The organism is Pseudomonas sp. 13B_2.1_Bac1 (genome assembly GCF_025466155.1).
Taxonomy (GTDB): Bacteria; Pseudomonadota; Gammaproteobacteria; order Pseudomonadales; family Pseudomonadaceae; genus Aquipseudomonas; species Aquipseudomonas aylmerensis.
On sequence record NZ_JANLOH010000035.1, the window covers coordinates 47508 to 73076 of the forward strand.

The following is a 25569-nucleotide window of genomic DNA, read 5'->3' on the forward strand; positions in this document are numbered from 1 at the left end:
CTTTATCCTTGCCGCAACAAACTGAAACGTTTCACTCCCGCGGTCGATCCCATTTTGCCGAATTACCCTCTCCTCGAAGACAGCGCTGTCTTGCACCGACCTGCGCCTGAAGGTCTATCGCCCGCCTGTGGATAAGCCCCTGTCCCCAGAAAAACCGAATTAACGCTGAACCAAGCCCGCGCCGAATCGTCATCTACAGTGAAGCACGGGGTTACATAATTCCAACGTAACGGAGAAACACACTATGAGCACTGATGGTGCTTCAAGCCCAAGCCGCCTGCTGCCCAGGCTGCTGGGGATCTTGCTGCTGATCATGGGGCTGGCCTTGCTGGCCGGCGGCGTCAAGCTGAGCATGCTCGGCGGGTCGCTGTACTACCTGCTGGCCGGTATCGGCATCGCCCTGACCGGCGTGTTGCTGCTGGCTACCCGCCGCGCCGCGCTGGGCTTGTACGCACTGGTGTTGTTCGCCAGTACCGTATGGGCCTTGTGGGAAGTCGGCCTGGACTGGTGGCAGTTGGTGCCGCGCCTGGCACTGCTGTTTGCCCTGGGCATCGTCCTGCTGCTCCCGTGGTTTCGCCGTCCGTTGCTGCGTGGCCAGCCTGCCCCGCTGGGCACTGGCGCGCTGAGCGTGGCCGTGGTGCTGGCCGGTGCTGCCGCCCTCGCCAGCCAATTCACCAACCCGGGTGAGATGGTCAAGACCGGCCAACTGGACCGCGACGCGGTACCTGGCATGGCCAGTTCTGCGCCGGCCCAGGCCGATGGCGACTGGAACTCCTACGGCCGTTCGGCCCATGGTGATCGCTACTCGCCGCTGGCGCAGATCACCCCGGAGAACGCGCACAAGCTGGTCCCGGCGTGGACCTTCCGCACCGGCGACATTCCTGGTGCTGGCGATCCGGGTGAAACCACCGCGGAAAACACCCCGCTGAAAGTCAACGGCATGCTCTACGTGTGCACGCCGCACAGCCAGGTGATCGCGCTGGACCCGGACACCGGCAAGGAAATCTGGCGTTTCGACCCGAAGATCAGCACCGAAGGTGCCGAGAACTTCAAGGGCTGGGCGCACATGACCTGCCGTGGCGTGTCGTATCACGATGACGCCGTCTACGCTTCCGAGCAGAGCCCTACCGGCAGCGCCAGCCCGGCCGCCGCGCCGAATGCCTGCCCGAAACGCATCTTCGTACCGACCGCCGACACCCGTCTGATCGCCCTGAACGCCGACACCGGCAAGATGTGCGAAGACTTCGGCGACAAAGGCCAGGTCGACCTGCGTGCCAATATCGGCAGCTTCGCCCCCGGCGGTTACTACTCCACCTCGCCACCGGCCGTGACCAAGAACCTCGTGGTGATCGGCGGTCACGTGACCGACAACGTCTCCACCGACGAGCCTAGCGGCGTGATCCGCGCGTTCGACGTGCACACCGGCAAGCTGGTGTGGAACTGGGACAGCGGCAACCCGGACGACACTACCCCGTTGGCCGAGGGCAAGACCTACACCCGCAACTCGCCGAACATGTGGTCCATGTTCAGCGTGGATGAAAAACTCGGCATGCTCTACCTGCCGATGGGTAACCAGATGCCCGACCAATACGGCGGCGACCGTACCGAAGATTCGGAAAAATACAGCGCCGGCCTGACCGCCCTGGACATCGACAGCGGCCACGTGAAATGGACCTTCCAGTTCACCCACCACGACCTGTGGGACATGGACGTGGGCGGCCAGCCTTCGCTGATCGACATCAAGACCGAAGCCGGCGTGAAGCAGGCGGTGATGGCGTCGACCAAGCAAGGCAGCATCTACGTGCTCGACCGTGCTACCGGCCAGCCGGTGGTGCCGATCCACGAAGTCGCCGTGCCGCAAGGCGCTGTTGCTGGCGACCACACCTCGCCGACCCAACCGAAGTCCGAGCTGAACTTCATGCCACCGCCCCTCAAGGAGCGTGACATGTGGGGCGTGACGCCGTTCGACCAGCTGCTGTGCCGCATCGATTTCAAATCCATGCGCTACGACGGCCCGTTCACGCCGCCTTCGCTGCAAGGCTCGATCGTTTACCCAGGCAACTTCGGCGTGTTCGACTGGGGTGGCATTTCCGTCGACCCGGTACGCCAGATCGCCTTCGTGAACCCGAGCTACATGGCGTTCAAATCCAAGCTGATCCCGGCGGCCGATATCGCCAAGCAAGGTCCGCGTGTGAGTGAAACCGAAGGCGTGCAGCCGAACAAAGGCGCGCCGTACGGCGTGATCCTCGAAGCACTGCTGTCGCCCCTGGGCCTGCCGTGCCAGGCACCGGCGTGGGGTTATGTGGCGGCGGTCGACCTGACCAACCACCAAACCATCTGGATGCACAAAAACGGTACCGTGCGTGACAGCTCGCCGGTTCCAATCCCCCTGACCATGGGCGTACCAAGCCTGGGCGGCACCTTCACCACCGCCGGTGGCGTAGCGTTCCTCAGCGGTACCCTAGACCAGTACCTGCGTGCCTATGACGTGAAAAACGGCAAGCAGCTGTGGGAAGGCCGCCTGCCTGCAGGCGCGCAGACCACACCGATGACCTACACCGGCAAGGACGGCAAGCAATACGTGCTGGTCATGGCTGGCGGTCACGGCTCGCTGGGCACCAAGCAGGGTGACTACGTGATGGCGTTCAAACTGCCGGATTAAGCAACATCGGCGGTACACAAAAGGCGGCTACCCCCAGGGGTAGCCGCCTTTTTATTGCGCCTGATTAAACCGGAGTGCGCTCGCGGCGCATCCACATCTCGAAGGCCATGGCGTTGAGTGGACGGCTGATCAGGTAGCCCTGGGCCGTGTCGCAATTCCACAGTTTGAGCAGCTTGAGACTGGGCTCGAACTCGACCCCTTCGGCCACCACCTTGAGCCCCAGGTTGTGGCTCATCTCGATGGTGGAACGGACGATCACACCGTCGCCGCTGGTGCTGTCGAGGTTGCGCACGAAGGACTGGTCGATCTTCAACTCCTGCACCGGCAGCCGTTGCAGCTGGGCCAGCGAGGAATAGCCGGTGCCGAAGTCATCCACCGAGAGGCTGATACCGCAACCACGCAATTGCTCCAGCACGCTCAGAGCCTGCTGAGGGTTGTGCATGATCGCGCTCTCGGTGATCTCGAAAAGCAGCTGCTGGGCCGACACGCCGTAGTGCATCAGCAAGGTGGTGACGCGGATCGCCAGGTCATCATCGGCCAGATCATCCACCGAGATATTCACCGACAATTGAATATGCAGCCCACGCTGCGCCCACTCGCCGACCTGGCGGATGGCTTCTTCGATCACCCATTGCGTGAGGCCGCCCATGCTGCCGGTGCGCTCGGCCAGGGGGATGAATTCGGCGGGCGAGACCAGCCCCAGGCTCGGATGCTGCCAGCGCAGCAGGGCTTCGGCCTGGCGTACATAGCCGTGCTTGAGGTCGAGTTTGGGCTGGTAGCACAGGTACAACTCGCCTTCGACGGCCGCCCGGCGCAGGTCGCGGATCAAGGTGATCTGGCGCTGGTGGGCGAGATCGCGGTCCTGCTGGTAGATCTGCAGGTAGCCCGGCAGCGCCGCCGCATCATGGCGAGCGATGGCGGCGCGGCTGATCAGCTCTTCGACCTGCTGGCCGTCGGCAGGGTAGGCAGCGATGCCGATGCTGACTTCGTGGCGCAGTTCGTCATTGCCAATGCGCTGGGGTTCGGTGAGCAACGCGTAGAGGCGGTCGGCGCGGGCCACGGCGCGGTCGATCTCGGTGTTTTCCAGCAACAGCAGGAACTCGCTGCCGGTGATGCGTGCCGCCGTGTCGCTGGCCAACAGGCTCATGGACAGGCAGCGGCTGGCTTCGCGGAGCATCTCCTCGACGCCCTCGGGACCGAAGCCTTCGTTGATCACCCGGTAGTTCTCGATGCCCAGGTACAACAACACCACCGGCCGGCGCGCGCTGATCGCGCTGCCCAGGCGCTCCATGGCCAAGGCCCGATTGGGCAGGCCGGTGAGCGGATCATGCAGGGCGTTATGCGCCAGTTGCCGTTCGCGCACGGCGATCCCGCTTTGCATGGCGTTGAAGGCGCGCGCCAGCAGGCCGAACTCGTCATGACCGCGCACCCGCACCGGCGTGCGGTAATCGCCGGCACCGATCCGCCCCGCCGCCTCGACCAGCGCATTCAGCGGGCGCGACACGCGACGCGCGAGGAACAGCGCGCCGGCCAACGACACCAGCAGCACCGCCAGGGCAATCCCGAGGAACTGCCGGTCCAGCGGCGCGAAGGATTCCAGCGCATGGTCCAGCGGGCTTTGCAGCAGGACCCGCACTTCATTGCCGTCACCGGTATTGGCCAGCGGCAGTACCTGGCTGAGCACGCGCTGGCCGTAGAACAGGTGGATCTGCGGCTCGGGGTCGATAGGCGCTTCGCGCAGCAAGCTGAAAGTGGAGGCCTGGTACGCATCGGGCTGGGTGCTGAACAGCGGACCCGGCTTGCCCTCCTGCACACTGAGGAACGACACCTCCAGGTTGCTCATGGAACGCAGCTCATTGGCGAACAGCTTGTCCATGGGAAAGCCCATCACCACCCGTGCGATGGGCAACGGGTCGAGTACTTCCTCCTGCACCAGCAGGTACGGCCGGCCGTCCATGGCCACGATCAACATCTGCAGGCCGCTGCGCCGCGCGAGGCGCAGGGCGTTGTTATAGGGGAACACCTGGCCGCGCGACAGGACGGGCAAGGTGCTGACCATGACCTTGCCATCCAGGCCAAGCACAAACACTTCGCTGGAACGAATACCGGTGCCATGACGCCGCAGGGCGGCGAGGATCGGCACGGTCTGGCCCTCGGCCACGGCTTGTTTGAACGGGCCGTCGACGGTCAGCCAGTCAAGGCCGTATTGCAGGCGACGGCCGCGCAGGTCCAGCAGGCGTTCGAACACCTGGCTGCCGGTCTTGAGTTGGACTTGCGCCTGGTTTTCCACGGCGCGGGACGTCGCGGTCTTGACCGCGAAATAAGTGGCTGCGACGACCACCAGCAGCAACAGCGCCAACACCCCCGCAATGCGGGTTTGAAAGGTGTGGCGCCAGCTCATTGCAGTGCCCTCTGGCTGCCTTCGCCGTTCTCTGCCACTCGGTCCCTTTGTCATATGCTTTCCTGGCAACTGCTGACTGGCGTCAAAAAAATATCCATTTTGCATGAATATTTGGTTTGAGCAGATTAGCTGGGGAAAAGCATAAGCGCACTCAATAAATACGGGGATTTCACAGTCATTTTATTGGCGACACGCGCTTGACCGGCGCTCAGCCGCGCGCCCGCATAAAGTCCCCCCACCGCCGCACCAGGTAGTTGTGCTCATCCATGACCGAGTTCCACACCGCGATATGCCCCATGCGTTGCTCATAGGAGCCGCCATCGCGCACCTCGCCGATATCAATCAGCGGCAAGCCGTCGCTGCCCAGCAACTCCTCCCGCGCAGGCTTGCCGGCATACCAGTAATCCCATTCGGCGCTGCTCAGGTGATCACGCGTGCGCGCCGGGTTGCCGATGTAGTAACCCTGGCGCGCCATCACCGCACCGGGCCAGCCGGACAGCCACCAATTGAGATAGGCATACGCCGCATCCAGCACCGGCCCCTGGGCATGGCGCGACAATGACAAGCCGCCGAACCAGGCGCGATAGCCTTCACGCGGCACCGCCAGGCGGTATTTCACCCCGGCGCGGTGCAGGCGCATCAAGGTCGGCGACCACAGGCTCTGGATATCGATGCTCGGGCTGAGCATCAATTGCGCCGCCTCCTCGTCATCGGACCAGAACGCCGCAAAGTGCCCTTCCTTCTGTTTGCGCACCAGAATGTCGGCCAGCACATCGATCTCTTCGATGCTCATGTTGCCGATGTCCTTGAAGTTGGCCAGCCCCGCGCCCTGCACCGCCAGCGCGGCGTCCAGCGCGCCGATGGCGGCGTCACTCTGCAGCGCCGTGCGTGCGCGCCACGCCGGATCGAGCAACCAGCCCCAGCTTTCATTGCCGTGGCAAAAACCCTCGGGCAAGCGTTCGGGGCGGTAGGCAAAACTGTCGGCGTTGTGGGTCAGCGGCAACATGCTGATGCGCTCGGTGACGGTGCTGCCGAGGCTGCCATCGTGTTGCACGAACAGACGTTCGCTGGGCACGCTGCCGCTGCCCAGGCGGTCGTTCGGCGACAGGCGCCCGCGCTTGGGCAAGTCGTTGATCTCGTGCCACAGCGCCAGGCGTCGCGTGTCGATGGGCTGGATCGCGCGGGCCGGCCACACGAAGTCGACGTTGTGAAACCACTGGTCGTAGAGGTCGTAGCTGTCGGGCTGCATCACCGCGATGCGCTGGGCCTGTTCGACGTCGTGCACCTGGTACACCAGGCGAATACCCAGTTCCTGTTCGGCGCGCACGCGCAGGCATTCGAGCAGGGTCACCGAGGTGCCGAGAACGCGCAATGTGATCATGCGGCGAACCGTCGCGAGAACACGTCGAAGGAGCGCCGCAGCAGCGCGGGGTCAAGCCCGCGCAGGATAAACACCAGGCGCGACTGGCGGTCGCTGCCCGGCCACGCGGGCAAGTGCACCGGGGCGTGCAGGCAATGCTGCACGCCATGAATGACGATGGGGGCGTTACTGGCGTTCACGTTGAGCAGCCCTTTGACGCGGAGGATTCGTTCGCCGTGGCATCTTAACAGCATCGACAACCACACCCCGAAACCCACCCAGTCCAGCGGCTGGTCGAAGGTCAGGCTGCACACCTGCGCGGCGCCGTGGGTGACGTTGGTGGCTTGATGCAGTTGCCAGCGGCTGACTTCCACGGCGGGCTCGGCGCTGCGCAGGCCTTCGCCGAGCAGCAGTTGATCGCCGCTGAGAATGCCCTGTGTATCGAGGATCGGCGTACCGGCATTCAGCCCCTGCAGGTGCGCACGCAGCGCCGCGCAATCAGGCACCAGGTCGGTCTTGCTCAGCAACAGGCGATCCGCCGCCGCGACCTGGGCCAGCCATTCCGGGTGCAGGCGTTCCTGCAGCGCGGCGTGACTGGCGTCGACCAGGGTGATCACCAGGCCGATATGAAAACGCCCGCGCAATTGCACGTCATTGTTCAAGGTCGCGAGGATCGGCGCCGGATCGGCCAGGCCGGTGGTTTCCAGGATCACACGCTTGAACGCAGGAATCTCACCGCGCTCGCGGCGTTGCAACAGGCCAAGCAGCGCGTCTTTCAGTTCGCCGCGGATCGAGCAGCAAATACAGCCGCTGGGCAGCAACACGGTATTGGGCGCCACTTCTTCCACCAGCAGATGGTCGATGCCGACGTCGCCGAATTCGTTGATCAGCAACGCGGTATCGCCGAGGCTTTCGTGCTGCAGCAGGCGCTTGAGCAAGGTGGTCTTGCCACTGCCGAGGAAGCCGGTGATCACATTTAGAGCGATGCTCATTTTCTTCTTACCTCATGACGCCTGCAGGTCCAGGTGATCGAGCAAGTGCGGATCGAGCGGGTCCAGCGGGCGGCCGAGCATGGTTTCAGCGGCCTGCCAGAGTTGATCCAGGCCGCTCGCCAACGCCTGTTTGCCGGTGGCGCCCAGCAGCAGGTAGGACGCGCCCTGGAAGTCTTCGACCTTGAGCCGGAACACCGCCAGCACCTGGTTGATGGCGGCGATACGGCGCAGGCGTTCGCGGCGCCTGGGCAGTTCGTCGCCCAGGGGGTCGCTCCAGTGCAGGTCTTCGCCGAGCAGTCCGCAGAGTCCGCACATGCCTACACCCCGCTCATGGCATGACATCGCCGGAATTGGGGCCCAGGGTCTGGCCGACAAAAAGGTTGCCACCCGGCTCGCTGGCCAGCAGCACGGCGGTGGGCGCGACTTCATCCGCCAGGCCGAAGCGGCCCAGGGGCAGTTCGGCAGCCTTGGCGCGTTTCCAGTCGGCACTGATGCCGCCCACCAGCGGCGTTTCGATAGGGCCCGGCGCGATGGCGTTGACCAGCACATTGTCCTTGGCCACTTCCAGCGCGAGGGATTTGGTAAAGCCAATCACCCCGGCCTTGGCGGCGGCGTAGTGGGTCAGCTCCGCGCCGCCCTTGATACCCAGTTGCGAGGCGACGTTGATGATCCGCCCCCAGCGCTGCGCGAGCATGTGCGGCAGGGCGCGCTGGCTGGCGATGAACACACTGGTGAGGTCGACACGCAGCATGTCATTCCACATTTCGAGGGAGAGGTCGACGCAGCGCGCCTGGGTGAGCATGCCGGCATTGTTGACCAGGATATCGATGCCGCCGAAATGCTCGACGCAGCGATCGACACTGGCCTGAGCGCCCTCGACCGTGCCGACATCGGCCAGGCACTCGACCACTTCGGCGCCAAGGTTGCGGCAGGTGATCGCGGTTTCAGCCAGGCTGGCGGCGTTGCGGTCGGACAGCAGCAGGCGTGCGCCTTCGACGGCATAGGCGCGCGCAATGGCGGCCCCGATACCGCTGCCGGCGCCGGTGATGACGGCGCGGCGATGAGTGAGTTGAGGCATGGTGAACTCCTTGAATAATCGAGTTGCGAACGCCGTTAAATATGGCAGCGGCTTGCTCGCGAAAGCGGTGTGTCAGTCGATGCATGCAGAACTGTTGCGCCGCATTCTTGAGCAAGCCCGCTCCCGCATTTGATGTGCATCAGGCTTGAATCCGCATCAGTCCGGCCAGCGCACGGTCAGGCCACCGTCGATGACGATGCTCTGCCCGGTCAAATAACTCGATGCCTCACTGGTCAGGAACTGCACCAGCGACGCCACTTCATCCGCCCGCCCTACCCGGCCCAGCGGGATTGCGCGCGCCGCTTTCGCCAAGCCTTCCGGCCCCAGCGAATTTTTCGCATCCAGCGACTGTGGCGTCTCGATCAACCCGGGAATCACCGCGTTGCAGCGAATGCCCTTGGGCGCCAACTCCACCGCCAGCGACCGGCACAGCCCCGGCACACCGGCCTTGGCTGCCGCGTAGTGACTGTGCTCCTGCCAGCCATACACGCCGCCGGCAATCGATGAAATCGCCACCAGCGCGCCGCCCTCGTGCATATGCCGGGTCGCCGCGCGGAAGGTGCGCATCACCCCCGTCAGGTCGACATTGAGCATTTCGTCCCACAGCGTATCGGTCATCTCCAGCAACGCCGCGCGGCGCAGCAGACCCGCGTTGGCCACTGCGTAATCGAGGCGGCCAAAATGTTGCACGGCCTGCTCGGCCAGGGCGTCCACCGAGGCGCTCTCGCCCACGTCCAGTGGCAGCATCAGGCACTCGCCGCCGGCCGCTTCCACCAGGGCCACAGTGGTGTGCGGGTCATGGGGGTCGGCGGGGTAATACCCGCCGACCACCGCCACGCCGTTGCGCGCATAGGCCACGGCGAGGGCTTGGCCGATGCCGCTGGCGGCACCGGTAATCAAGGCAACTTTACGGCTCATCAAACACTCCTTACTGAACGGTTTCCGGACGCACGTGGCGTGCGGCAAACATCAGGGCACCGGACAAAAAGCACGGCAGTGCACCGAACCACAGCGCGGCGGTCTGCCAGTCGCTGCCGGCGGACAACACCTGGGTCGCGCCAAAACCTGCGACCACCGCGCCGATCGGCCCCATGGCATGGATGATCGCGCCACCGGTGGCGCGGATGCTGGTGGGGAAACTTTCGCTGATGAAGAACAGCGCTGCCGAGTACGGCCCGATCAGGAAGAACAGGCCCAGGCTGTAAAGCCCGACGACCATCGCCATGTTGCTCGGGCCAAACAGCATGCCGGCGAACGACAGCCCGCCGAGCATCCAGCCCAGGCCGATCACGTTGCGGCGGCCGATCTTGTCGCCCATCCAACCGTGGCTGAGGTAGCCGCAGTAACCCACCAGGTTCGACAGTACGAGGATGATCAGCGAGTTCTCGAACGAGATGTGGTGCACGCTGACGATCACCGAAGTCCCCAGCACGCTGAACACCTGGATCGCCGCCCAGTTGAGCAGCAGCGCGGCGCCGATCACCAGCGTGGCGCGGCGCGCCGGACCACGGAAGGCCGCCTTGAGGCCGGCCTTGCTGTGTTCGTCGTAGTCCACGCCGTAGGTCGCGGCGACATTCTGCGCGTCCTTCACCGCGCCGCTTTTACGCAGCTCGCTGATGCGCTGGTGGATCTGGAACTGCGGGCTCTCCTTGAGCTTGCGCGCCATGATCGCGATCACGATCGCCGGGATCGCGGCGAAGATGAAGCAGCCCTGCCAGCCAATGACCGGCAGCAACAGCGCGGTCAACCCGGCGGCGATCAACGCCCCGACCGGCCAGCCGCCCTGCACCAGGCTGTAGATAAACCCGCGGCGCTTGGTCAGGCGCGGGTCTTCGGAAGCGCCATACAGCTCGCTCAAGTAGGTCGCGTTGACGGTTTCCTCGGCATAGCCCAGGCCGCCCAGCGACCGGATCAGAATCAGCGGCGACTTGCCCCACGCCCCGCCAATCGCGGTGAGTGCCGAGCAGAGCGCCGAACCGGCCACGGTGAAGATGATGCCTTTGCGCCGACCCAACTTATCCACGACCGGGCCAATGGCAAACGCGACCACCGCCGTGCCCACCGCCACCCAGGTCGCGATTTCAGCTTGCTCCACTTCACCCCAGCCAAAGTGCCGGCCGATCTCCGGCAGCAACGTGCCGAACAGGATGAAGTCATACACCGCAAACACCCAGGCGAAAAACGCGATCCAGGTGGCGAAGCGCACTTCCTGGGACCTCAGTTGCCGGGGTTTCCAGCCAGTCAGGTCAAGCTTGTTGTAGATGGACATGGGGCGCGCCTCAAGGATTTGACCGGCAGGCGCCGGCAAGCCGGCTCCTGCAGGGTGGGGTTCAGGTACGGGGTTGGCGGCGAATGAAGTCGTCGGCGATTTCGTCGAAGGTGACGAAGCGCACGCCGGCATGGCTCTGGATGTGCTCGATCAGGCGCTCCAGCATCAACAGCACTTGCGGGCGGCCGGACACGTCGGGGTGGATGGTCATGGTGAACACCGCGTGTTCGTGCTCGCGGTAGACCCAGTCGAACTGGTCGCGCCACATTTCCTCGAGGTGACGCGGGTTGACGAAGCCGTGGCTGTTCGGGGCTTTCTTGATGAACATCATCGGCGGCAGGTCATCGAGGTACCAGTTGGCCGGGATCTCCACCAGGTCGGTTTCTTCGCCGCGCACCAGGGGTTTCATCCAGGTATCGGGGTGCTGGCTATAGTCGATCTTGGTCCAGGTGTCGCCCTTGCGCACGTAGTAGGGATGGAAGTCGTTGTGCATAAGGCTGTGGTCGTACTTGATGCCTTTTTTCAGCAACAGCTCGTTGGTCACCTTGCTGAATTCCCACCACGGCGCGACATAGCCGGTGGGGCGCTTGCCGGTGACCTGGGTGATCAGCTCGATGGACTTGTCGAGGACGATTTCTTCCTGCTCGGCGGTCATCGCGATCGGGTTTTCGTGGCTGTAGCCGTGCACGCCGATTTCGTGGCCGGCGTCGGCCACGGCCTTCATCTGCTCGGGGAAGGTTTCCATCGAGTGGCCGGGGATGAACCAGGTGGTGCGCAGGCCGTAGCGTTCGAACAGTTTGAGCAGGCGCGGCGCGCCGACTTCCCCGGCGAACAGGCCGCGGGAGATGTCATCGGGCGAGTCTTCGCCGCCGTAGGAACCGAGCCAGCCGGCGACGGCGTCGACGTCGACGCCAAATGCACAGAGGATGTCTTTAGCCATGGTGTGTCTCCTTAAAAAGTCAGGGCGGTTTCGACCGACAAAGCGGCCCGCAGCAGGCGTGCGTCTTCGCCGCTGGGGGCGCTGAGCAGCAGGCCGGTGGGTAAACCCAGGGCGTCGCGGCCGCTGGGCAGGCTCACGCCGGGCATGTCGAGCAAACTGCCGGGCATGGTCAGGCGCAGGGTGGCGAGGTTGGTGCTGACAAACAGCGCGTCGTCGGCTTCCAGGGGTGCCAGGGCCGGGGCGACATGCGCAACGGTGGGGGTGATCAGCATGGCGCCGTCGAGGTCGTCGATCAGTTGCTGTTGCAGGCGGCGGCGGGCATCGGTGAGGGCGATCAGTTGGCTGGCCGGCAACGCGCGGGCGGCTTCGAGACGGCGGCGTACGCGGGGGTCGAGTTGCTCGGCGTCGGCGCTGTCGAGCAACGCCTGGTGCAGGGCGAAGGCTTCGAAGGCGCCGAGCCAGCCTTGGTGCTTGATCAGCTCCAGCGTGGCCTGGAACGTTGGCGAGGGGCGCAACTCGACCCGCGCACCGGCGGCCTTGAGTTGGTCCACCGCGCGCAGCAGGTTGTTGCGTACGGCGGGTTCAATGCCTTCCAGGGCGCCTTGCTCCAGCACAAAGTGCTGGCCCTTGAGGCTTCGCGCGACATGGGTTTGCCGGCGGCCGTGGAGCAGGTCGTCGATGGCCAGCGCATCGCGCACGCTGCGGGTCAGCGGGCCAAGGCTGTCGAGGGTGTGAGCCAGGGGGAACACGCCGTCGCGGCTGTAGCGCCGGCTGCTGCTGCGGTAGCCCACCAGGCCATTGAATGCCGAGGGGATGCGGATCGAACCGGCGGTGTCGGTGCCCATCGCGATGGGCACAATGTCGGCGGCGACGGCCACTGCCGAACCGGACGATGAGCCACCCGGAATACGTGGCTGGTCAGTGCCGTGCGGGTTGTGCGGGGTGCCGAAGTGCGGATTGAGGCCGAGCCCGGAATAGGCCAGTTCGCTGAGGTTGGTCTTGCCGACGCTGACCATCCCCGCGCGGCACAGCAGCCCTACGCTGGGCGCATCGAGCAAGGCGGCAGGCGCATTGCGTCGGTAGGCGGCACCTGCAGTGGTGACGCTGCCGGCCACGTCATAGAGGTCCTTCCAGGCCACGGGCACGCCATCCAACCCACTCAATGGCTGGCCGGCCCGCCAGCGCGCGGCGGCAGCTTCGGCTTCACGGCGGGCGCGCTCGGCGGTCAGGCTGATAAATACCGCGGGGACCTGGCTGGCCTTGTCGAGTGCCTGCTCGAGGGCTTGCACCGGGTCGTTGCGACCGCTGGCGAAATCCTCGGCCATTGAAGTGGCGTCTGACATCAAGATGACCCTCAAAAAACGTACATATTAATAAAATGTACATTTTACAAAGGCAGGTTTCGTGCCAGTCTGTGAACGCGCGTAACCCGCAGATCAGATGTTTGCGTCAGGATCCACGGGATAGATGCTCCTGAGTCTGGAAAAAAAAGCGTGCAAGACATCCGGCGTAGTGCTTAAAAGAAATAATGTATCTTTTATGAATAAGTACATTTTGGTGCAGAAAAGTAACATTCCCGCTGTCCAGGCCCCAAAAAAGTGCCACCGATGTGGCGCAGAGTGACAGGCGCATCTATGAGAGAATCCCCGGCCACCGTCCTACATCCTCTTGAGAAAGCAATGAAAGCAGTGTCCGCCTCGGCCTCCCGTTACGCGATGATTCATCAGCTGTTGCGTGATGCGATCGTCAACGGCACCGCGCGCCACGGGCTGGTCCTGCTGGAGGCACCGCTGGCCGAACTGTTCGGCACCAGCCGCGTGCCGGTGCGCAAGGCCCTGGACCTGCTGCACGCCGAAGGGCTGATTTGCCGCTTCAATGGCCGCGGCTACCTGATCAATCCCGAAGGGCTGGCCATGGAGCCGCTGCGCTTGCCGCTGAGCCATGCGCACCTGGGCCTGAATGGCGAAGATGAGCTGGTGGATACCCGACCGCTGGGCGAGCGGATCGTCGAGGAGATCGGCGCGGCGCTGTCCACCTGCATCGCCTTCGGCCACTACCGCCTGGACGAGCAGGCCGCCGCCGACCACTACGGCGTCAGTCGCGCGGTGGTGCGCGAAGCATTGATGCGCCTGCGCGACCGAGGCCTGGTAGAAAAAGAGCCGTACTCCCAGTGGCTGGCCGGGCCGCTGACCGCGCGGGAAGTCACCGAAGACTACGAACTGCGTGCCTGCCTGGAGCCCGAAGCCCTGCGCCAGAGCGCACCGAACCTGGACCGCGAGCTGCTCGAAGCCATGTTGCAACGCGTGCTGGACGCCCAGGACAGCCCCCATTGCAGCCTGGAAGCCATCGAACAGATCGAAGAGGATTTGCACCAGCGCTGCCTCGCCGGCCTGCAGAATCGCAAGATCGCCGCGTTGATTCGCCAGGGCCAGAGCCCGATGATCATCAGCCGGATTTTCTACCGTTTGCTGGGGATCGGCGCCGATCCAGCCATGCTTGCCGAACATCGCCTGATTCTGGAGTTGTTGCTGCACGGCGCCGTCGATGCGGCCGCGCTGAACCTGCGCGAGCACCTGCAACGGGCCCGACAACGCATGTTGCAGCGGTTGAAAGTGCTGTCGGTGCTGCCGGAACAGCCACTGCCCGCCTATCTCCACAAAATCAGCTGACCCCTGCAGGAGCCGGCTTGCTGGCGCCTACGGGTTTCGAAAATATCATGCAATATGTTGCTATCTCACCCCCGCCATTGAAACCACCACTACCCTGCCCCATCTAACCTGCATACTTCCTTATGCAGGTGCCCCATGAGCGACCAGCAAGAATTCCCGGACATCGACCTCAATGATTACGCCGATCCCGAAAACGCTGAACACGCAGCTTCATCCAACACCGGCCTTGCCCTGCCTGGGCAAAACCTGCCGGACAAGGTCTACATTATTCCGATCCACAATCGGCCGTTCTTCCCGGCGCAAGTGCTGCCGGTGATCGTCAATGAAGAACCGTGGGCGGAAACCCTGGAGCTGGTGAGCAAATCCGATCACCACTCGCTTGCCCTGTTTTTCATGGACACGCCGCCCGAAGATCCCCGGCATTTCGACACCTCCAGCCTGCCGCTGTACGGCACCCTGGTGAAGGTGCATCACGCCAGCCGCGAGAACGGCAAACTGCAATTCGTCGCCCAGGGCCTGACCCGCGTGCGGATTCGCACCTGGCTCAAGCACCATCGCCCACCGTACCTGGTGGAAGTCGAATACCCGCACCAGCCGAGCGATCCGACCGACGAGGTCAAGGCCTACGGCATGGCGCTGATCAATGCAATCAAGGAACTGCTGCCGCTCAACCCGCTGTACAGCGAAGAGCTGAAGAACTACCTCAATCGCTTCAGCCCCAACGACCCGTCGCCGCTGACCGACTTCGCTGCTGCCCTCACCTCGGCCACCGGCAACGAGTTGCAGGAAGTGCTGGACTGCGTACCCATGCTCAAGCGCATGGAAAAAGTCCTGCCGATGCTGCGCAAGGAAGTCGAAGTCGCGCGCCTGCAAAAAGAACTCTCCGCCGAAGTGAACCGCAAGATCGGCGAGCACCAGCGCGAGTTCTTCCTCAAGGAACAGCTCAAGGTCATCCAGCAGGAGCTGGGCCTGACCAAGGACGACCGCAGCGCGGACGTCGAGCAGTTCGAGCAACGCCTGGAAGGCAAAGTGTTGCCGGCCCAGGCGAAAAAACGCATTGATGAAGAACTCAACAAACTGTCGATCCTGGAAACCGGCTCGCCGGAGTACGCGGTCACCCGCAACTACCTCGACTGGGCCACCTCGGTGCCGTGGGGGGTGTATGGCGAGGACAAGCTCGACCTCAAGCACGCGCGCAAGGTATTGGATAAACACCATGCGGGGCTGGACGACATCAAGAGCCGCATCCTCGAGTTCCTCGCGGTGGGCGCTTATAAAGGCGAAGTCGCCGGTTCCATCGTGCTGCTGGTGGGCCCGCCGGGCGTGGGCAAGACCAGCGTCGGCAAATCCATCGCCGAGTCACTGGGCCGGCCGTTCTACCGTTTCAGTGTCGGCGGCATGCGCGACGAGGCCGAGATCAAGGGCCATCGCCGCACCTACATCGGCGCCCTGCCGGGCAAGCTGGTGCAGGCGCTCAAAGATGTGGAAGTGATGAACCCGGTGATCATGCTCGACGAGATCGACAAGATGGGCCAGAGCTTCCAGGGCGACCCGGCGTCGGCATTGCTGGAAACCCTCGACCCTGAGCAGAACGTCGAATTCCTCGACCACTACCTGGACCTGCGCCTGGACCTGTCCAAGGTGCTGTTCGTGTGCACCGCCAACACCCTGGATTCCATCCCCGGCCCGCTGCTGGACCGGATGGAAGTGATTCGCCTGTCCGGCTATATCACTGAAGAAAAAGTCGCCATCGCCAAGCGTCACCTGTGGCCCAAGCAGCTGGAAAAAGCCGGCGTGTCGAAAAACAGCCTGAGCATCAGCGACGGCGCCCTGCGCGCGTTGATCGACGGCTACGCGCGGGAAGCCGGCGTGCGCCAGCTGGAGAAACAGCTGGGCAAACTGGTGCGCAAAGCCGTGGTCAAGCTGCTGGATGAGCCCGACTCGGTGATCAAGATCGGCAACAAGGACCTGGAAAGCTCACTGGGCATTCCCGTGTTCCGCAACGAGCAAGTGCTGTCCGGCACCGGGGTAATCACCGGCCTGGCCTGGACCAGCATGGGCGGCGCCACGTTGCCGATCGAGGCGACGCGCATCCACACGCTCAACCGTGGTTTCAAGCTCACCGGGCAGTTGGGTGAGGTGATGAAGGAGTCTGCCGAAATCGCCTACAGCTACATCAGCTCCAACCTGAAGTCGTTTGGCGGTGATCCGAAGTTCTTCGACGAGGCCTTCGTGCACCTGCACGTGCCGGAAGGCGCCACGCCCAAAGACGGCCCGAGTGCCGGGGTGACCATGGCCAGCGCGCTGCTGTCGCTGGCGCGCAACCAGCCGCCGAAAAAAGGCGTGGCGATGACCGGTGAGCTGACGCTGACCGGGCATGTCCTGCCGATTGGCGGGGTGCGCGAGAAGGTGATTGCGGCGCGACGCCAGAAGATTCACGAGCTGATCCTGCCGGAGCCAAACCGTGGCAGCTTCGAGGAGTTGCCGGACTACCTGAAGGAAGGCATGACCGTGCACTTTGCCAAGCGCTTTGCCGACGTGGCGAAGGTGCTCTTCTGATAGCTCACTAGCCCGAGTGCCCCGAGTGCCCCCCCTGTGGTGAGCAGGTTTTGCCCTGCGTTGGGCTGCGTAGCAGCCCCGCTTAAATAGACCCCATTCTTTGCGAAAGAATGGGGTCGTCAGTTCTGGGTCTGCTCCACAGCCCAACGCAGGGCACTCTGCGGTCCTCTTGTCACACCTTGTCTCATCTTCGGTTATGCTCGCCCTTCGTCGCTAATCAACGGAGCCTCCATGACCGCTGCCCGCCTGCTGCTTCCCCTGAGCCTTGCCCTGCTGGCCGCCTGCGCCAGTGCCCCCAAGCAAAACGTCACCGTGGAAGATCAGGGCGCCTGCCCGCTCCAGCTCAAGTCCGGGCAGAATCTGATCCTGACCCTGCCCAGCAATCCCACCACCGGTTACCGCTGGGCCATCCAGGATTCGGCCGGCGGCGTATTGCGCGCGCTGAGCCCCGAGGTCTACAGCAGCTCGGAATCCGGCGTGATTGGTGGCGGCGGCCAGTCCACCTGGCGCTTCCAGGCCTTTGCGGCCGGCCAGGGACGTTTGCGCCTGACCTCCCAGCAACCCTGGGAGCCGGAAGCCGAACCCGCCGAAACCTTCGACTGCGCCATTACGGTGAACTGATATGCCATGGCTGATTCTTGCGTTGATGGGCGCCGGCACCTTTATCTACGGCCTGACCACCCACGCCACCTTGTTGTGCCTGTTGGTCAAACCGCTGCCGGTACTCGCGCTGCTGGGCTGGCTGCATGACGCGCCGCCCACCGACTATCGACGCTGGATCAGCCTGGGGCTGATTTTCTCGCTGGTCGGCGATGTGCTGCTGGCGTGGCCGGGCGACTTGTTCATCTTCGGCCTCGGCGCGTTCCTGTTCGCGCACCTGGCGTATCTGAAAGCCTACTTCAGCGATTGCCGCCGCTTGGCGCTGCTGCCATTGGTATTGGCGCTGGGCGTGGGCGCGATCCTGCTGAGCATCCTGATTTCCCACGGCCTGGGTGACCTGCTGATGCCTGTAGTGGTTTATGCCACCGTGATCAGTGCGATGCTCTGGCGTGCGTTGGCGCGACTGGGCAGTGACGTGCCGAAACGCTCGGCGCTGCTGGCGGCGGCCGGTGCGGTGTCGTTTGTGTTTTCCGACACGCTGATCGGCATCAATCGGTTTGTGCTGTCGTTCGAGGCGGCACCGTATCTGTTGATCGTCACTTACTGGCTTGGCCAGTGGGGTATCACAGCCTCGGCTTTCCATCAGACAACCCGCGCATCCGAGGGCCAAGTTGGCTAAAATGCCGGCTTTTCCCCCTCGTCGCCGGAACAGCCGTGAGCAAAGAACCCGATCGCCTATTCGCCCAGCCCCTGCCCCAGGTGCCGGACTTCGCCTTTAACGAGGACGTGGTGCGGGTGTTCCCGGACATGATCAAGCGCTCGGTGCCGGGTTACCCGACCATCGTCGAGAACCTCGGCGTACTCGCCGCGCAGTTCGCACAACCTAATAGCGTGCTGTATGACCTGGGATCCTCGCTTGGCGCGGTCACCCAGGCCCTGCGCCGCCATGTGCGCACCGACGGTTGTCGGGTGATCGCTGTGGATAACTCGGCGGCCATGGTCGAGCGCTGCCGCGAATACCTGAATGGCCAGGACTCGATGTTCCAGGAGCTGTTGCCGGTCGAGGTGGTGGAGGGCGATATCCTCGCGCTGCAATTTGCACCGGCCTCGGTGGTGGCGCTGAACTTCACCCTGCAATTTATCGCCCCCGAGGAGCGCCTGGCGCTGCTCGGCCGCATCCGCCAGTCGCTGTTGCCGGGCGGTGCGTTGATCCTGTCGGAAAAGCTGCGCTTCAATGACCTTGAAGAACACGCGCTGCTCACCGACCTGCACATCGCGTTCAAACGCGCTAATGGCTACAGCGAACTGGAAATCGCCCAGAAGCGCAGCGCCATCGAAAACGTCATGAAGCCCGACAGCCTCGAAGAACACCGCGAACGCCTGCTGGCGGCCGGGTTCTCGAAAGTCGTGCCGTGGTTCCAGTGTCTTAACTTTGCCTCGTTGATTGCCTTGCCATGATTGATCTGTCTCCCCTCGCCCGCCATCTGGTTGGCACTCCTTTGGCCGTGTGGGCTCAGGGCCTGCAAGCACAACTCGATAGCAAGATGGAAAAGGGTCATGGCGACCTGGAGCGCTGGCAGAGTGCGCTGGATGCACTGCCAAAAATCCAGCCCAGCGAAGTGGATTTGCTCAACGGCCTGACACTCGATACCGACTGCGACGAAGACACCCGCGTGCAGATGCATGCCGCGCTGATGGGCCTGAGCCCTTGGCGCAAAGGGCCGTTCCACCTGTTCGGCGTGCATGTGGACACCGAATGGCGCTCGGACTGGAAGTGGTCGCGCGTGGCACCGCACCTGGACCTCAAGGGCAAGCGCATCCTCGACGTGGGCTGCGGCAACGGCTACTACATGTGGCGCATGCTCGGCGCCGGCGCCGACAGCGTGATTGGCGTGGACCCCAACTGGCTGTTCTTCTGTCAGTTCCAGGCCGTGCAGCGCTATTTGTCCGCGCCGAATGCCTGGCACCTGCCATTCCCGTTCGAAGACCTGCCGCCCAATCTGGAAGGCTTTGACACCGTGTTTTCCATGGGTGTGTTCTACCACCGTCGCTCGCCGATCGAGCATTTGCTGGCGCTGAAGGACACCCTGGTCAAGGGCGGCGAACTGGTGCTGGAAACCTTGGTGGTCGAAGGCGACCAGCAGCAAGTGCTGGTGCCGGAAGACCGCTACGCACAGATGCGCAACGTGTGGTTCCTGCCGTCGGTGCCGGCGCTGATGCTGTGGCTGCGCCGCGCCGGCTTCAGTGAGGTGCGTTGCGTGGACGTGAGCGTGACGACGGTCGAGGAACAGCGTGGGACGGAGTGGATGAAGTATCAGTCGCTGAGCGACTTCCTCGATCCGCAGGATCACAGCAAGACGATCGAAGGGCTGCCGGCGCCGATGCGCGCCGTCATCATCGCCAAGAAATAAACCCAATCGCCCTGGATAAATGCAGGTCAAAAGGTGGGAGCGGGCTTGCTCGCGAAAGCACTGGTTCAGCTATGCAGAGGGTGGCTGACCTACCGCTTTCGCGAGCAAGCCCGCTCCCACATTGGTTTTCAGTGTTGTTTAAACCGATGGTTTTGCGCGGCGCGCCTTGAAGAATTCGCTCAAGACAGTCCCACACTCCTCAGCCAGCACCCCGCCTTCAAACAGCACGCGGTGATTGAGAAAGCCCTGGGTAAAGAACTGCCCCTGGCTTTGCACGATCCCGGCCTTGGGTTCCAGCGCGCCATACACCACCCGCGCCACCCGCGAATGCACGATCAGGCCGGCGCACATGCTGCACGGTTCGAGGGTCACATACAGCGTGCTGCCGACCAGGCGATAGTTGCTGATCGCTTGCGCGGCGGCGCGGATCGCGACCATTTCGGCATGCGCACTGGGGTCGTTGCCACTGATCGGGCAGTTGAAGCCGCGACCGATGATTTCGCCGTCCTGCACCAGCACTGCGCCCACCGGCACCTCGCCCAGCGCAGCACCTTGGGCGGCCAGGGCCAGGGCTTCGCGCATGAAGTCCTGGTCGCGGCTGCGGTCGATGATCGCCGTGGGCCGAAACTGGCGCATCACGCCACCTCGATGGCGGCCATCAGGCCGGTTTCCATGTGGTCGATCACGTGGCAGTGGAACATCCACACCCCCGGGTTATCCGCCACCAACGCCACGCGCGTGCGCTCGTTCTTGCCCAACAGGTAAGTGTCGGTGAAGTACGGGATCACCTTGTGGCGGTTCGAGGCGATCACCTTGAAGCTCATGCCATGCAGGTGGATCGGGTGCTGGTACTGGGTCATGTTCTTCAATTCGAAAATATAGCTCTTGCCCTTTTCCAGCTTGGCAATCGGGCGGTCGGCGCAGGTCTTGTCGGTGATGTCCCAGGCCTTGCCGTTGATCTGCCACAGGCTCGGCGGCTTACCGTTGTCGACGTCGACGGAAACCGAGCCGACCCATTCGAAATTGAAGTTGAGTTTCTCGGCATTGGCCAGGTCCGGCTCGGCAATCGGGTTGGCTGGCAAAGCGGGCGGCCACTCGGTGGGAGCGTCGTTGTTGGCGACGGAACGGAAGGTGCCGAGGCGCACCGGGCCATTGCGGATCGACAGCTCTTCACCCGCCGCTGGCGCCTTGATCGCCAGGCAGATGCGCATGCCCGGGCCCAGCCAGTATTCCTTGCCCAACGGCCGCGGTTCGACCGGGTTGCCGTCCAGCGCATAGATCTGCGCTTCAACCTCGGGAATATTGAGGCGATACGTCAGGGTGTTGTCGAGGTTGAGCAGGCGCACGCGGGTGATCTGCCCGGCCGGCAAATCGATCACCGCCTGGGACACGCCATTGATCGTCGACAGGCGCCCGGCGGTCCCGCCACGCGCCGCTTCACGCGGGATGCTGAAGGCAACAAAGGCGCCCTCTTCGTCCACGTGCCAGCTTTTCAGGCTGAGGGTGCGTTCGTGCTTGAAACCGGTGGGCTCGCGCTCTTCGATGATCAACGGACCGACCAGGCCTCGGCCGAGTTCTTCGCTGCTGTTGACGTGGGGGTGATACCAGTAGCTGCCGGCGTCGGGTACGCGGAATTTGTAGTCGAAGTATTCGCCGGGCAGTACCGGCAGTTGCGAGACGTAGGGCACGCCGTCCATTTCCAGCGGCAGGCGGATGCCGTGCCAGTGAATGGTGGTGGCGACCGGCAGGTGGTTGATAAAGCGCACCCGCAGCCATTCACCCTGGCGCACACGCAACTCGGTGCCTGGCGCCGACGGGCCGAACGCCCAGGCTTCGGTCTTGTGTCCTGGCACCAACTCCACGTCGAGCGGCGCGGCGATCAGTTCGTAATCGTGCCCCGCCTCGGCCTCGGCGACTTTCCCCAGCCAGTAGCGATAGGCACCACCGGCACCGACGCCCACAACGGCCAGGCCTGCAAGACCACCCAGGATTTGTCGACGGGAAAAGGATCGGGACACAACAACCTCACGAATCTGCCGCAGGCCAGAGGCCCGCAAAGGGCAGATACGATACACCTGCATCGGCTAAACAGTAAGGCTTCGCATTGCCGCAGTTGCTGATTTCATTGGGTCGCGTCCCGAGCACGCCTTTTGTGGCGAGCGGGCTTGCCCCGCGTTGGGCTGCGCAGCAGCCCCAGTTCAATCGCCGCCGTGTGTCAGGGAGATCGGAATCGCAGGTTTCAGGGCCGCTCCGCAGCCCAACGCGGGGCAAGCCCGCTCACCACAGGTGGCACGGCTGAGCTTGGGCGGCGGTATCAGGCCTTGGCAGCAGCCAGGATCAGCGCCTTCATCTCGGCCACGGCACCTTTGAAGCCGACAAACAGCGCATGCGCCACCAGCGCATGGCCGATGTTCAGCTCGTTGATGCCCTTGATCGCAGCCACGGCCTCGACGTTGTGGTAGTGCAGGCCGTGGCCGGCGTTGACGATCAGGCCTTCATTCAACCCGCAATTGACCCCGTCGATGATGCGTTGCAGTTCGTCGGCGACTTCGGTCGGCGTGGTGGCATCGGCATAACGGCCGGTGTGCAGCTCGATGGCCGGCGCGCCGACGCGGCGCGACGCTTCGATCTGGCGCTCATCGGCGTCGATGAACAGCGAGACTTCGCTGCCGATCTTCGACAGGCGCTCCACCGCGGCCTTGATCCGCGCTTCCTGACCGGCGACGTCGAGGCCGCCTTCGGTGGTCAGTTCCTGGCGGGTTTCGGGCACCAGGCAGATGTGCGCCGGACGGATGCGCTCGGCGAACGCCATCATTTCTTCGGTGACGCCCATTTCGAAGTTCATGCGGGTTTGCAGCACGTCCTTGAGCAGCAGCACGTCGCGCTCCTGGATGTGGCGGCGGTCTTCGCGCAGGTGCACGGTGATGCCGTCGGCGCCCGCTTCTTCGGCGTCCAGCGCGGCCTTGACCGGGTCAGGGTAACGGGTGCCCCGGGCCTGGCGCAGGGTGGCGACGTGGTCGATGTTGACGCCAAGAAGAATGCGATTGCTGGTGGTCACGGAAGCGCTCCTGAAAAGGGAAAGAATCGGTGCACAGCATACACGGGGATGTCAGGGCTTTCGAAACAACTCGCGACTGACCAGCGGCCGTCCGCCCAAGTGCACGGCCAGCGCCTGGCGCATCAGGCGCTTGGCGGCGGACAACGCGCCGGGGGCGGTCCAGTCGGCTTCGCTCATGGCCAACAGCTCAGTGCCCTGGAACAGCCCCGGTTGCAGCAGGTAAACGCGCTCCAGGCCAGCATCGACCTGGAGGCGGTACATGCCGTCGGCGGCGATGGGGTCGCCGTGCAGGTCGTTGGCCAGTTCGAAGCCGTAGCCGAGGTCATCCAGCAGGCGCCACTCGAAAGCGCGCAACAACGGCTCCAGCGGGCGCCCTTCGGCGAGGGCCAGCAAGGTGGCAGCGTAGTGATCGAAGACCGCGGGGTGCGGGTCTTCAGCGGGCAGCAGGCGGATCAGCAGTTCATTCAGGTAGAGGCCGCTGAAGAGCGCCTCGCCATTGAGCCAGGCGCTGGTGCCGACGCTTTCCATGCGGCCGACGTTCTTCAGCTCGCCCTTGCCGCGAAACTCCACGTCCAGCGCCACGAAGGGCCGCGCCAATGTACCCGCCTTGCCCCGCGCGCTGCGCAACACTGCGCGCAGGCGACCTTGGGGCGTGAGGAAATCCACCAGCGCACTGGTCTCGCGGTAGGCGCGGCTGTGCAGGACGTAGGCGAGTTGGCTGGGAGGTGGGGATTGGGACATTGGGTTCTCGCTGACAAGCACGGTCTTGAAAACTGCGACTATCCAATGTGGGAGCGGGCTTGCTCGCGAAGGCGGAGTGTCAGTCGATACATTCATCGCTGATAGACCGTATTCGCGAGCAAGCCCGCTCGCACATTTTGACTTGCGGCGTTACCGAAGGCCGTTTACAGGTCGCCGTAGCCCAGCGAACGCAGTGCGCGCTCGTCATCGGACCAGCCACCCTTCACCTTCACCCACAGGTTGAGCATGATCTTGGAATCGAACAGCAATTCCATGTCCTTGCGCGCTTCAGTGCCGATGCGCTTGATGCGCTCGCCCTTGTCGCCAATGATGATTTTCTTCTGGCCGTCACGCTCGACGAGGATCAGCGCATGGATGTGCAGGGTCTTGCCCTGCTGCTTGAACTCTTCGATCTCGACGGTGATCTGGTACGGCAGCTCGGCGCCCATCTGGCGCATGATTTTCTCGCGCACCAGTTCGGCGGCGAGGAAACGGCTGCTGCGGTCGGTGATCTGGTCTTCCGGGAAGAAGTGCTCGTTCTCCGGCAGGTGCTCGGCGATCACGCGTTCCAGGGCATCGAGGTTATGCCCGTGCTGGGCCGAGATCGGGATGATCTGCGCGTTCGGCAGTTGTTCCTGCAGCCAGCTCAGGTGCGGCATCAGCTCGGCTTTGTCTTCTATGCGGTCGGTCTTGTTCAGCGCGACGATCAACGGGCCGGTGACGTACTGCACACGCTCGAGGACCATCTGGTCTTCATCGGTCCACTTGGTGCGGTCGACCACGAAGATCACCACGTCGACGTCTTTCAACGCCGCCGAAGCGGTCTTGTTCATGTAGCGATTGAGGGCTTTCTCGCCGCCTTTGTGCATGCCCGGGGTGTCGACGTAGACCGCTTGCACGTTGCCTTCGGTCTTGATGCCCAGCATGTTGTGGCGGGTGGTCTGCGGCTTGCGCGAGGTGATCGCGAGCTTCTGGCCGAGGATGTGGTTCAGCAGCGTGGACTTGCCCACGTTGGGGCGGCCGACGATGGCAACATAGCCACAGCGTGTTGCGGTTGAATCAGTCATGGCCATTCTCCACGCCCAGGGCAATCAGTGCTGCAGCGGCCGCTACCTGTTCGGCAATACGACGGCTCACACCCTGACCTCGGCTTTTTTCATTCAGTAAGGTGATTTCACATTCCACGAAGAACACGCGGCAATGCGGTTCGCCCTGGATATCCACCACTTCGTAGCGTGGCAGTTCGCACCCGCGCGACTGGAGGAATTCCTGCAGGCGGGTCTTGGGATCTTTGTTGGTGTCGACGAGCGTGAGGCTTTCGATCTCGGAGGTCAGCCACGCGGTGACGCGCTCCTTGGCTGCTTCCATGCCGGCATCGAGGTAGATCGCGCCGATCAGCGCTTCGAGGGCATCGGCGAGGATCGATTCACGCCGGAAACCGCCACTCTTCAACTCGCCGGACCCCAGGCGCAGGTACTCGCCCAGGCCGAAGCCACGGGCCAGCACCGCCAGGGTCTCGCCCTTCACCAGGCGCGCACGCAGGCGCGACAGCTGGCCTTCACGGGCTTGTGGGAAGCGCTCGAACAGGGCCTCACCGGCGACGAAATTGAGGATGGCATCACCGAGGAATTCCAGGCGTTCGTTATTACGCCCGGCAAAGCTGCGGTGTGTAAGGGCAAGGACCATCAATTCCTGGTCCTTGAAGGTGTAGCCGAGCTGACGCTCGAGACGGCTTAAAGAAACGCTCACGGTTTACCCATATCTGTTTGGTGGCACCGGCGGCCATCGACGATTGACGCAGTGTTCAAATTCAAATCCTGGTTGGTGCT

At 63.6% G+C, this 25569-nt stretch carries 22 protein-coding genes; 7 read left to right on the top strand and 15 right to left on the bottom strand.

Annotated elements, in window-relative coordinates; translation table 11 throughout:
* The first annotated feature begins 244 nt into the window (after window positions 1-244).
* Window positions 245-2662, top strand: a complete 2418-nt coding sequence (locus tag NTD80_RS07015; RefSeq protein ID WP_065906886.1) for a glucose/quinate/shikimate family membrane-bound PQQ-dependent dehydrogenase — start codon at window positions 245-247, stop codon at window positions 2660-2662.
* 64 nt (window positions 2663-2726) lie between these two features.
* Here NTD80_RS07015 and NTD80_RS07020 read toward each other — a convergent pair whose 3' ends face one another.
* The 9 genes from NTD80_RS07020 to NTD80_RS07060 all read right to left on the bottom strand — a co-directional run bounded on the left by NTD80_RS07020 (window position 2727) and on the right by NTD80_RS07060 (window position 13045).
* Entirely contained in the window at window positions 2727-5063 is a 2337-nt protein-coding gene (locus NTD80_RS07020; protein ID WP_262132848.1) for a putative bifunctional diguanylate cyclase/phosphodiesterase, read from the bottom strand.
* A 208-nt stretch (window positions 5064-5271) separates the two neighbouring features.
* Entirely contained in the window at window positions 5272-6444 is a 1173-nt protein-coding gene (locus NTD80_RS07025; protein WP_106805057.1) for a PotD/PotF family extracellular solute-binding protein, read from the bottom strand.
* On the bottom strand, window positions 6441-7415 hold the full coding sequence (locus NTD80_RS07030; RefSeq protein WP_262132849.1) for a CobW family GTP-binding protein: 975 nt from the start codon (window positions 7413-7415) through the stop codon (window positions 6441-6443). The genes NTD80_RS07025 and NTD80_RS07030 overlap by 4 nt, the downstream gene beginning before the upstream one ends.
* 12 nt (window positions 7416-7427) lie before the next feature.
* Window positions 7428-7730, bottom strand: a complete 303-nt coding sequence (locus tag NTD80_RS07035) for a hypothetical protein (RefSeq protein ID WP_106805059.1) — start codon at window positions 7728-7730, stop codon at window positions 7428-7430.
* A gap of 13 nt (window positions 7731-7743) precedes the next feature.
* Window positions 7744-8493: an SDR family NAD(P)-dependent oxidoreductase gene (locus NTD80_RS07040; protein ID WP_106805060.1), complete on the bottom strand. Its 750-nt coding sequence runs from the start codon at window positions 8491-8493 to the stop codon at window positions 7744-7746.
* A 156-nt stretch (window positions 8494-8649) separates the two neighbouring features.
* Window positions 8650-9411, bottom strand: a complete 762-nt coding sequence (locus NTD80_RS07045; RefSeq protein WP_262132850.1) for an SDR family NAD(P)-dependent oxidoreductase — start codon at window positions 9409-9411, stop codon at window positions 8650-8652.
* A 10-nt stretch (window positions 9412-9421) separates the two neighbouring features.
* A complete protein-coding gene (locus tag NTD80_RS07050) occupies window positions 9422-10762 on the bottom strand; it encodes an MFS transporter (protein WP_262132851.1) in 1341 nt (446 codons plus the stop codon).
* Between the two features lie 61 nt (window positions 10763-10823).
* Window positions 10824-11702 carry a polysaccharide deacetylase family protein gene (locus NTD80_RS07055; protein ID WP_065906905.1) on the bottom strand — a complete coding sequence of 293 codons (879 nt, stop codon included), beginning with the start codon at window positions 11700-11702 and terminating at the stop codon, window positions 10824-10826.
* A gap of 11 nt (window positions 11703-11713) precedes the next feature.
* Entirely contained in the window at window positions 11714-13045 is a 1332-nt protein-coding gene (locus NTD80_RS07060) for an amidase (protein ID WP_262132852.1), read from the bottom strand.
* Window positions 13046-13381: 336 nt separating this feature from the next.
* Here NTD80_RS07060 and NTD80_RS07065 point away from each other — a divergent pair, with 336 nt between their 5' ends.
* The 6 genes from NTD80_RS07065 (at window position 13382) to cmoB (ending at window position 19941) form a co-directional block, all read left to right on the top strand.
* Window positions 13382-14371: a GntR family transcriptional regulator gene (locus NTD80_RS07065; RefSeq protein ID WP_065906913.1), complete on the top strand. Its 990-nt coding sequence runs from the start codon at window positions 13382-13384 to the stop codon at window positions 14369-14371.
* A gap of 135 nt (window positions 14372-14506) precedes the next feature.
* Window positions 14507-16930, top strand: a complete 2424-nt coding sequence (lon, locus tag NTD80_RS07070; protein ID WP_262132854.1) for an endopeptidase La — start codon at window positions 14507-14509, stop codon at window positions 16928-16930.
* A gap of 231 nt (window positions 16931-17161) precedes the next feature.
* The gene (locus NTD80_RS07075; protein ID WP_106805063.1) at window positions 17162-17551 is read left to right on the top strand and encodes a protease inhibitor I42 family protein; all 390 of its coding nucleotides are present in this window, start codon (window positions 17162-17164) and stop codon (window positions 17549-17551) included.
* Between the two features lies 1 nt (window position 17552).
* A complete protein-coding gene (locus tag NTD80_RS07080) occupies window positions 17553-18209 on the top strand; it encodes a lysoplasmalogenase (protein WP_262132855.1) in 657 nt (218 codons plus the stop codon).
* A 35-nt stretch (window positions 18210-18244) separates the two neighbouring features.
* Window positions 18245-18988, top strand: coding sequence for a carboxy-S-adenosyl-L-methionine synthase CmoA (gene cmoA / locus NTD80_RS07085; RefSeq protein WP_065906921.1), 744 nt, complete (start codon window positions 18245-18247; stop codon window positions 18986-18988).
* A complete protein-coding gene (cmoB, locus tag NTD80_RS07090) occupies window positions 18985-19941 on the top strand; it encodes a tRNA 5-methoxyuridine(34)/uridine 5-oxyacetic acid(34) synthase CmoB (RefSeq protein ID WP_262132857.1) in 957 nt (318 codons plus the stop codon). The genes cmoA and cmoB overlap by 4 nt, the downstream gene beginning before the upstream one ends.
* Window positions 19942-20079: 138 nt before the next feature.
* Here the strand turns inward: cmoB and tadA are convergent, their stop codons facing one another.
* From tadA to rnc, 6 genes are all read right to left on the bottom strand, one after another.
* Window positions 20080-20577: a tRNA adenosine(34) deaminase TadA gene (gene tadA / locus NTD80_RS07095; protein ID WP_065906923.1), complete on the bottom strand. Its 498-nt coding sequence runs from the start codon at window positions 20575-20577 to the stop codon at window positions 20080-20082.
* Entirely contained in the window at window positions 20577-21959 is a 1383-nt protein-coding gene (locus NTD80_RS07100; RefSeq protein WP_262132859.1) for a multicopper oxidase family protein, read from the bottom strand. Before NTD80_RS07100 ends, tadA begins: the two co-directional genes overlap by 1 nt.
* A 296-nt stretch (window positions 21960-22255) precedes the next feature.
* Window positions 22256-22999: a pyridoxine 5'-phosphate synthase gene (gene pdxJ / locus NTD80_RS07105; RefSeq protein WP_065906925.1), complete on the bottom strand. Its 744-nt coding sequence runs from the start codon at window positions 22997-22999 to the stop codon at window positions 22256-22258.
* A gap of 51 nt (window positions 23000-23050) precedes the next feature.
* A complete protein-coding gene (gene recO, locus NTD80_RS07110) occupies window positions 23051-23740 on the bottom strand; it encodes a DNA repair protein RecO (RefSeq protein ID WP_016978272.1) in 690 nt (229 codons plus the stop codon).
* 164 nt (window positions 23741-23904) lie between these two features.
* Window positions 23905-24807, bottom strand: a complete 903-nt coding sequence (gene era / locus NTD80_RS07115) for a GTPase Era (protein WP_016978271.1) — start codon at window positions 24805-24807, stop codon at window positions 23905-23907.
* On the bottom strand, window positions 24800-25489 hold the full coding sequence (rnc, locus tag NTD80_RS07120) for a ribonuclease III (protein WP_016978270.1): 690 nt from the start codon (window positions 25487-25489) through the stop codon (window positions 24800-24802). The genes era and rnc overlap by 8 nt, the downstream gene beginning before the upstream one ends.
* Window positions 25490-25569: the final 80 nt, after the last annotated feature.

Bases quoted from the DNA above. Each gene is read 5' to 3' on its own strand.
- NTD80_RS07060 (WP_262132852.1), bottom strand. From the start codon at position 13,045: ATGTCAGACGCCACTTCAATGGCCGAGGATTTCGCCAGCGGTCGCAAC.
- NTD80_RS07015 (WP_065906886.1), top strand. From the start codon at position 245: ATGAGCACTGATGGTGCTTCAAGCCCAAGCCGCCTGCTGCCCAGGCTG.
- tadA (WP_065906923.1), bottom strand. From the start codon at position 20,577: ATGCGCCAGTTTCGGCCCACGGCGATCATCGACCGCAGCCGCGACCAG.
- lon (WP_262132854.1), top strand. From the start codon at position 14,507: ATGAGCGACCAGCAAGAATTCCCGGACATCGACCTCAATGATTACGCC.
- NTD80_RS07075 (WP_106805063.1), top strand. From the start codon at position 17,162: ATGACCGCTGCCCGCCTGCTGCTTCCCCTGAGCCTTGCCCTGCTGGCC.
- NTD80_RS07035 (WP_106805059.1), bottom strand. From the start codon at position 7,730: ATGTGCGGACTCTGCGGACTGCTCGGCGAAGACCTGCACTGGAGCGAC.
- era (WP_016978271.1), bottom strand. From the start codon at position 24,807: ATGACTGATTCAACCGCAACACGCTGTGGCTATGTTGCCATCGTCGGC.
- NTD80_RS07045 (WP_262132850.1), bottom strand. From the start codon at position 9,411: ATGAGCCGTAAAGTTGCCTTGATTACCGGTGCCGCCAGCGGCATCGGC.
- NTD80_RS07055 (WP_065906905.1), bottom strand. From the start codon at position 11,702: ATGGCTAAAGACATCCTCTGTGCATTTGGCGTCGACGTCGACGCCGTC.
- NTD80_RS07025 (WP_106805057.1), bottom strand. From the start codon at position 6,444: ATGATCACATTGCGCGTTCTCGGCACCTCGGTGACCCTGCTCGAATGC.
- NTD80_RS07050 (WP_262132851.1), bottom strand. From the start codon at position 10,762: ATGTCCATCTACAACAAGCTTGACCTGACTGGCTGGAAACCCCGGCAA.
- cmoB (WP_262132857.1), top strand. From the start codon at position 18,985: ATGATTGATCTGTCTCCCCTCGCCCGCCATCTGGTTGGCACTCCTTTG.
- NTD80_RS07080 (WP_262132855.1), top strand. From the start codon at position 17,553: ATGCCATGGCTGATTCTTGCGTTGATGGGCGCCGGCACCTTTATCTAC.
- NTD80_RS07065 (WP_065906913.1), top strand. From the start codon at position 13,382: ATGAAAGCAGTGTCCGCCTCGGCCTCCCGTTACGCGATGATTCATCAG.
- NTD80_RS07030 (WP_262132849.1), bottom strand. From the start codon at position 7,415: ATGAGCATCGCTCTAAATGTGATCACCGGCTTCCTCGGCAGTGGCAAG.
- NTD80_RS07020 (WP_262132848.1), bottom strand. From the start codon at position 5,063: ATGAGCTGGCGCCACACCTTTCAAACCCGCATTGCGGGGGTGTTGGCG.
- NTD80_RS07040 (WP_106805060.1), bottom strand. From the start codon at position 8,493: ATGCCTCAACTCACTCATCGCCGCGCCGTCATCACCGGCGCCGGCAGC.
- recO (WP_016978272.1), bottom strand. From the start codon at position 23,740: ATGTCCCAATCCCCACCTCCCAGCCAACTCGCCTACGTCCTGCACAGC.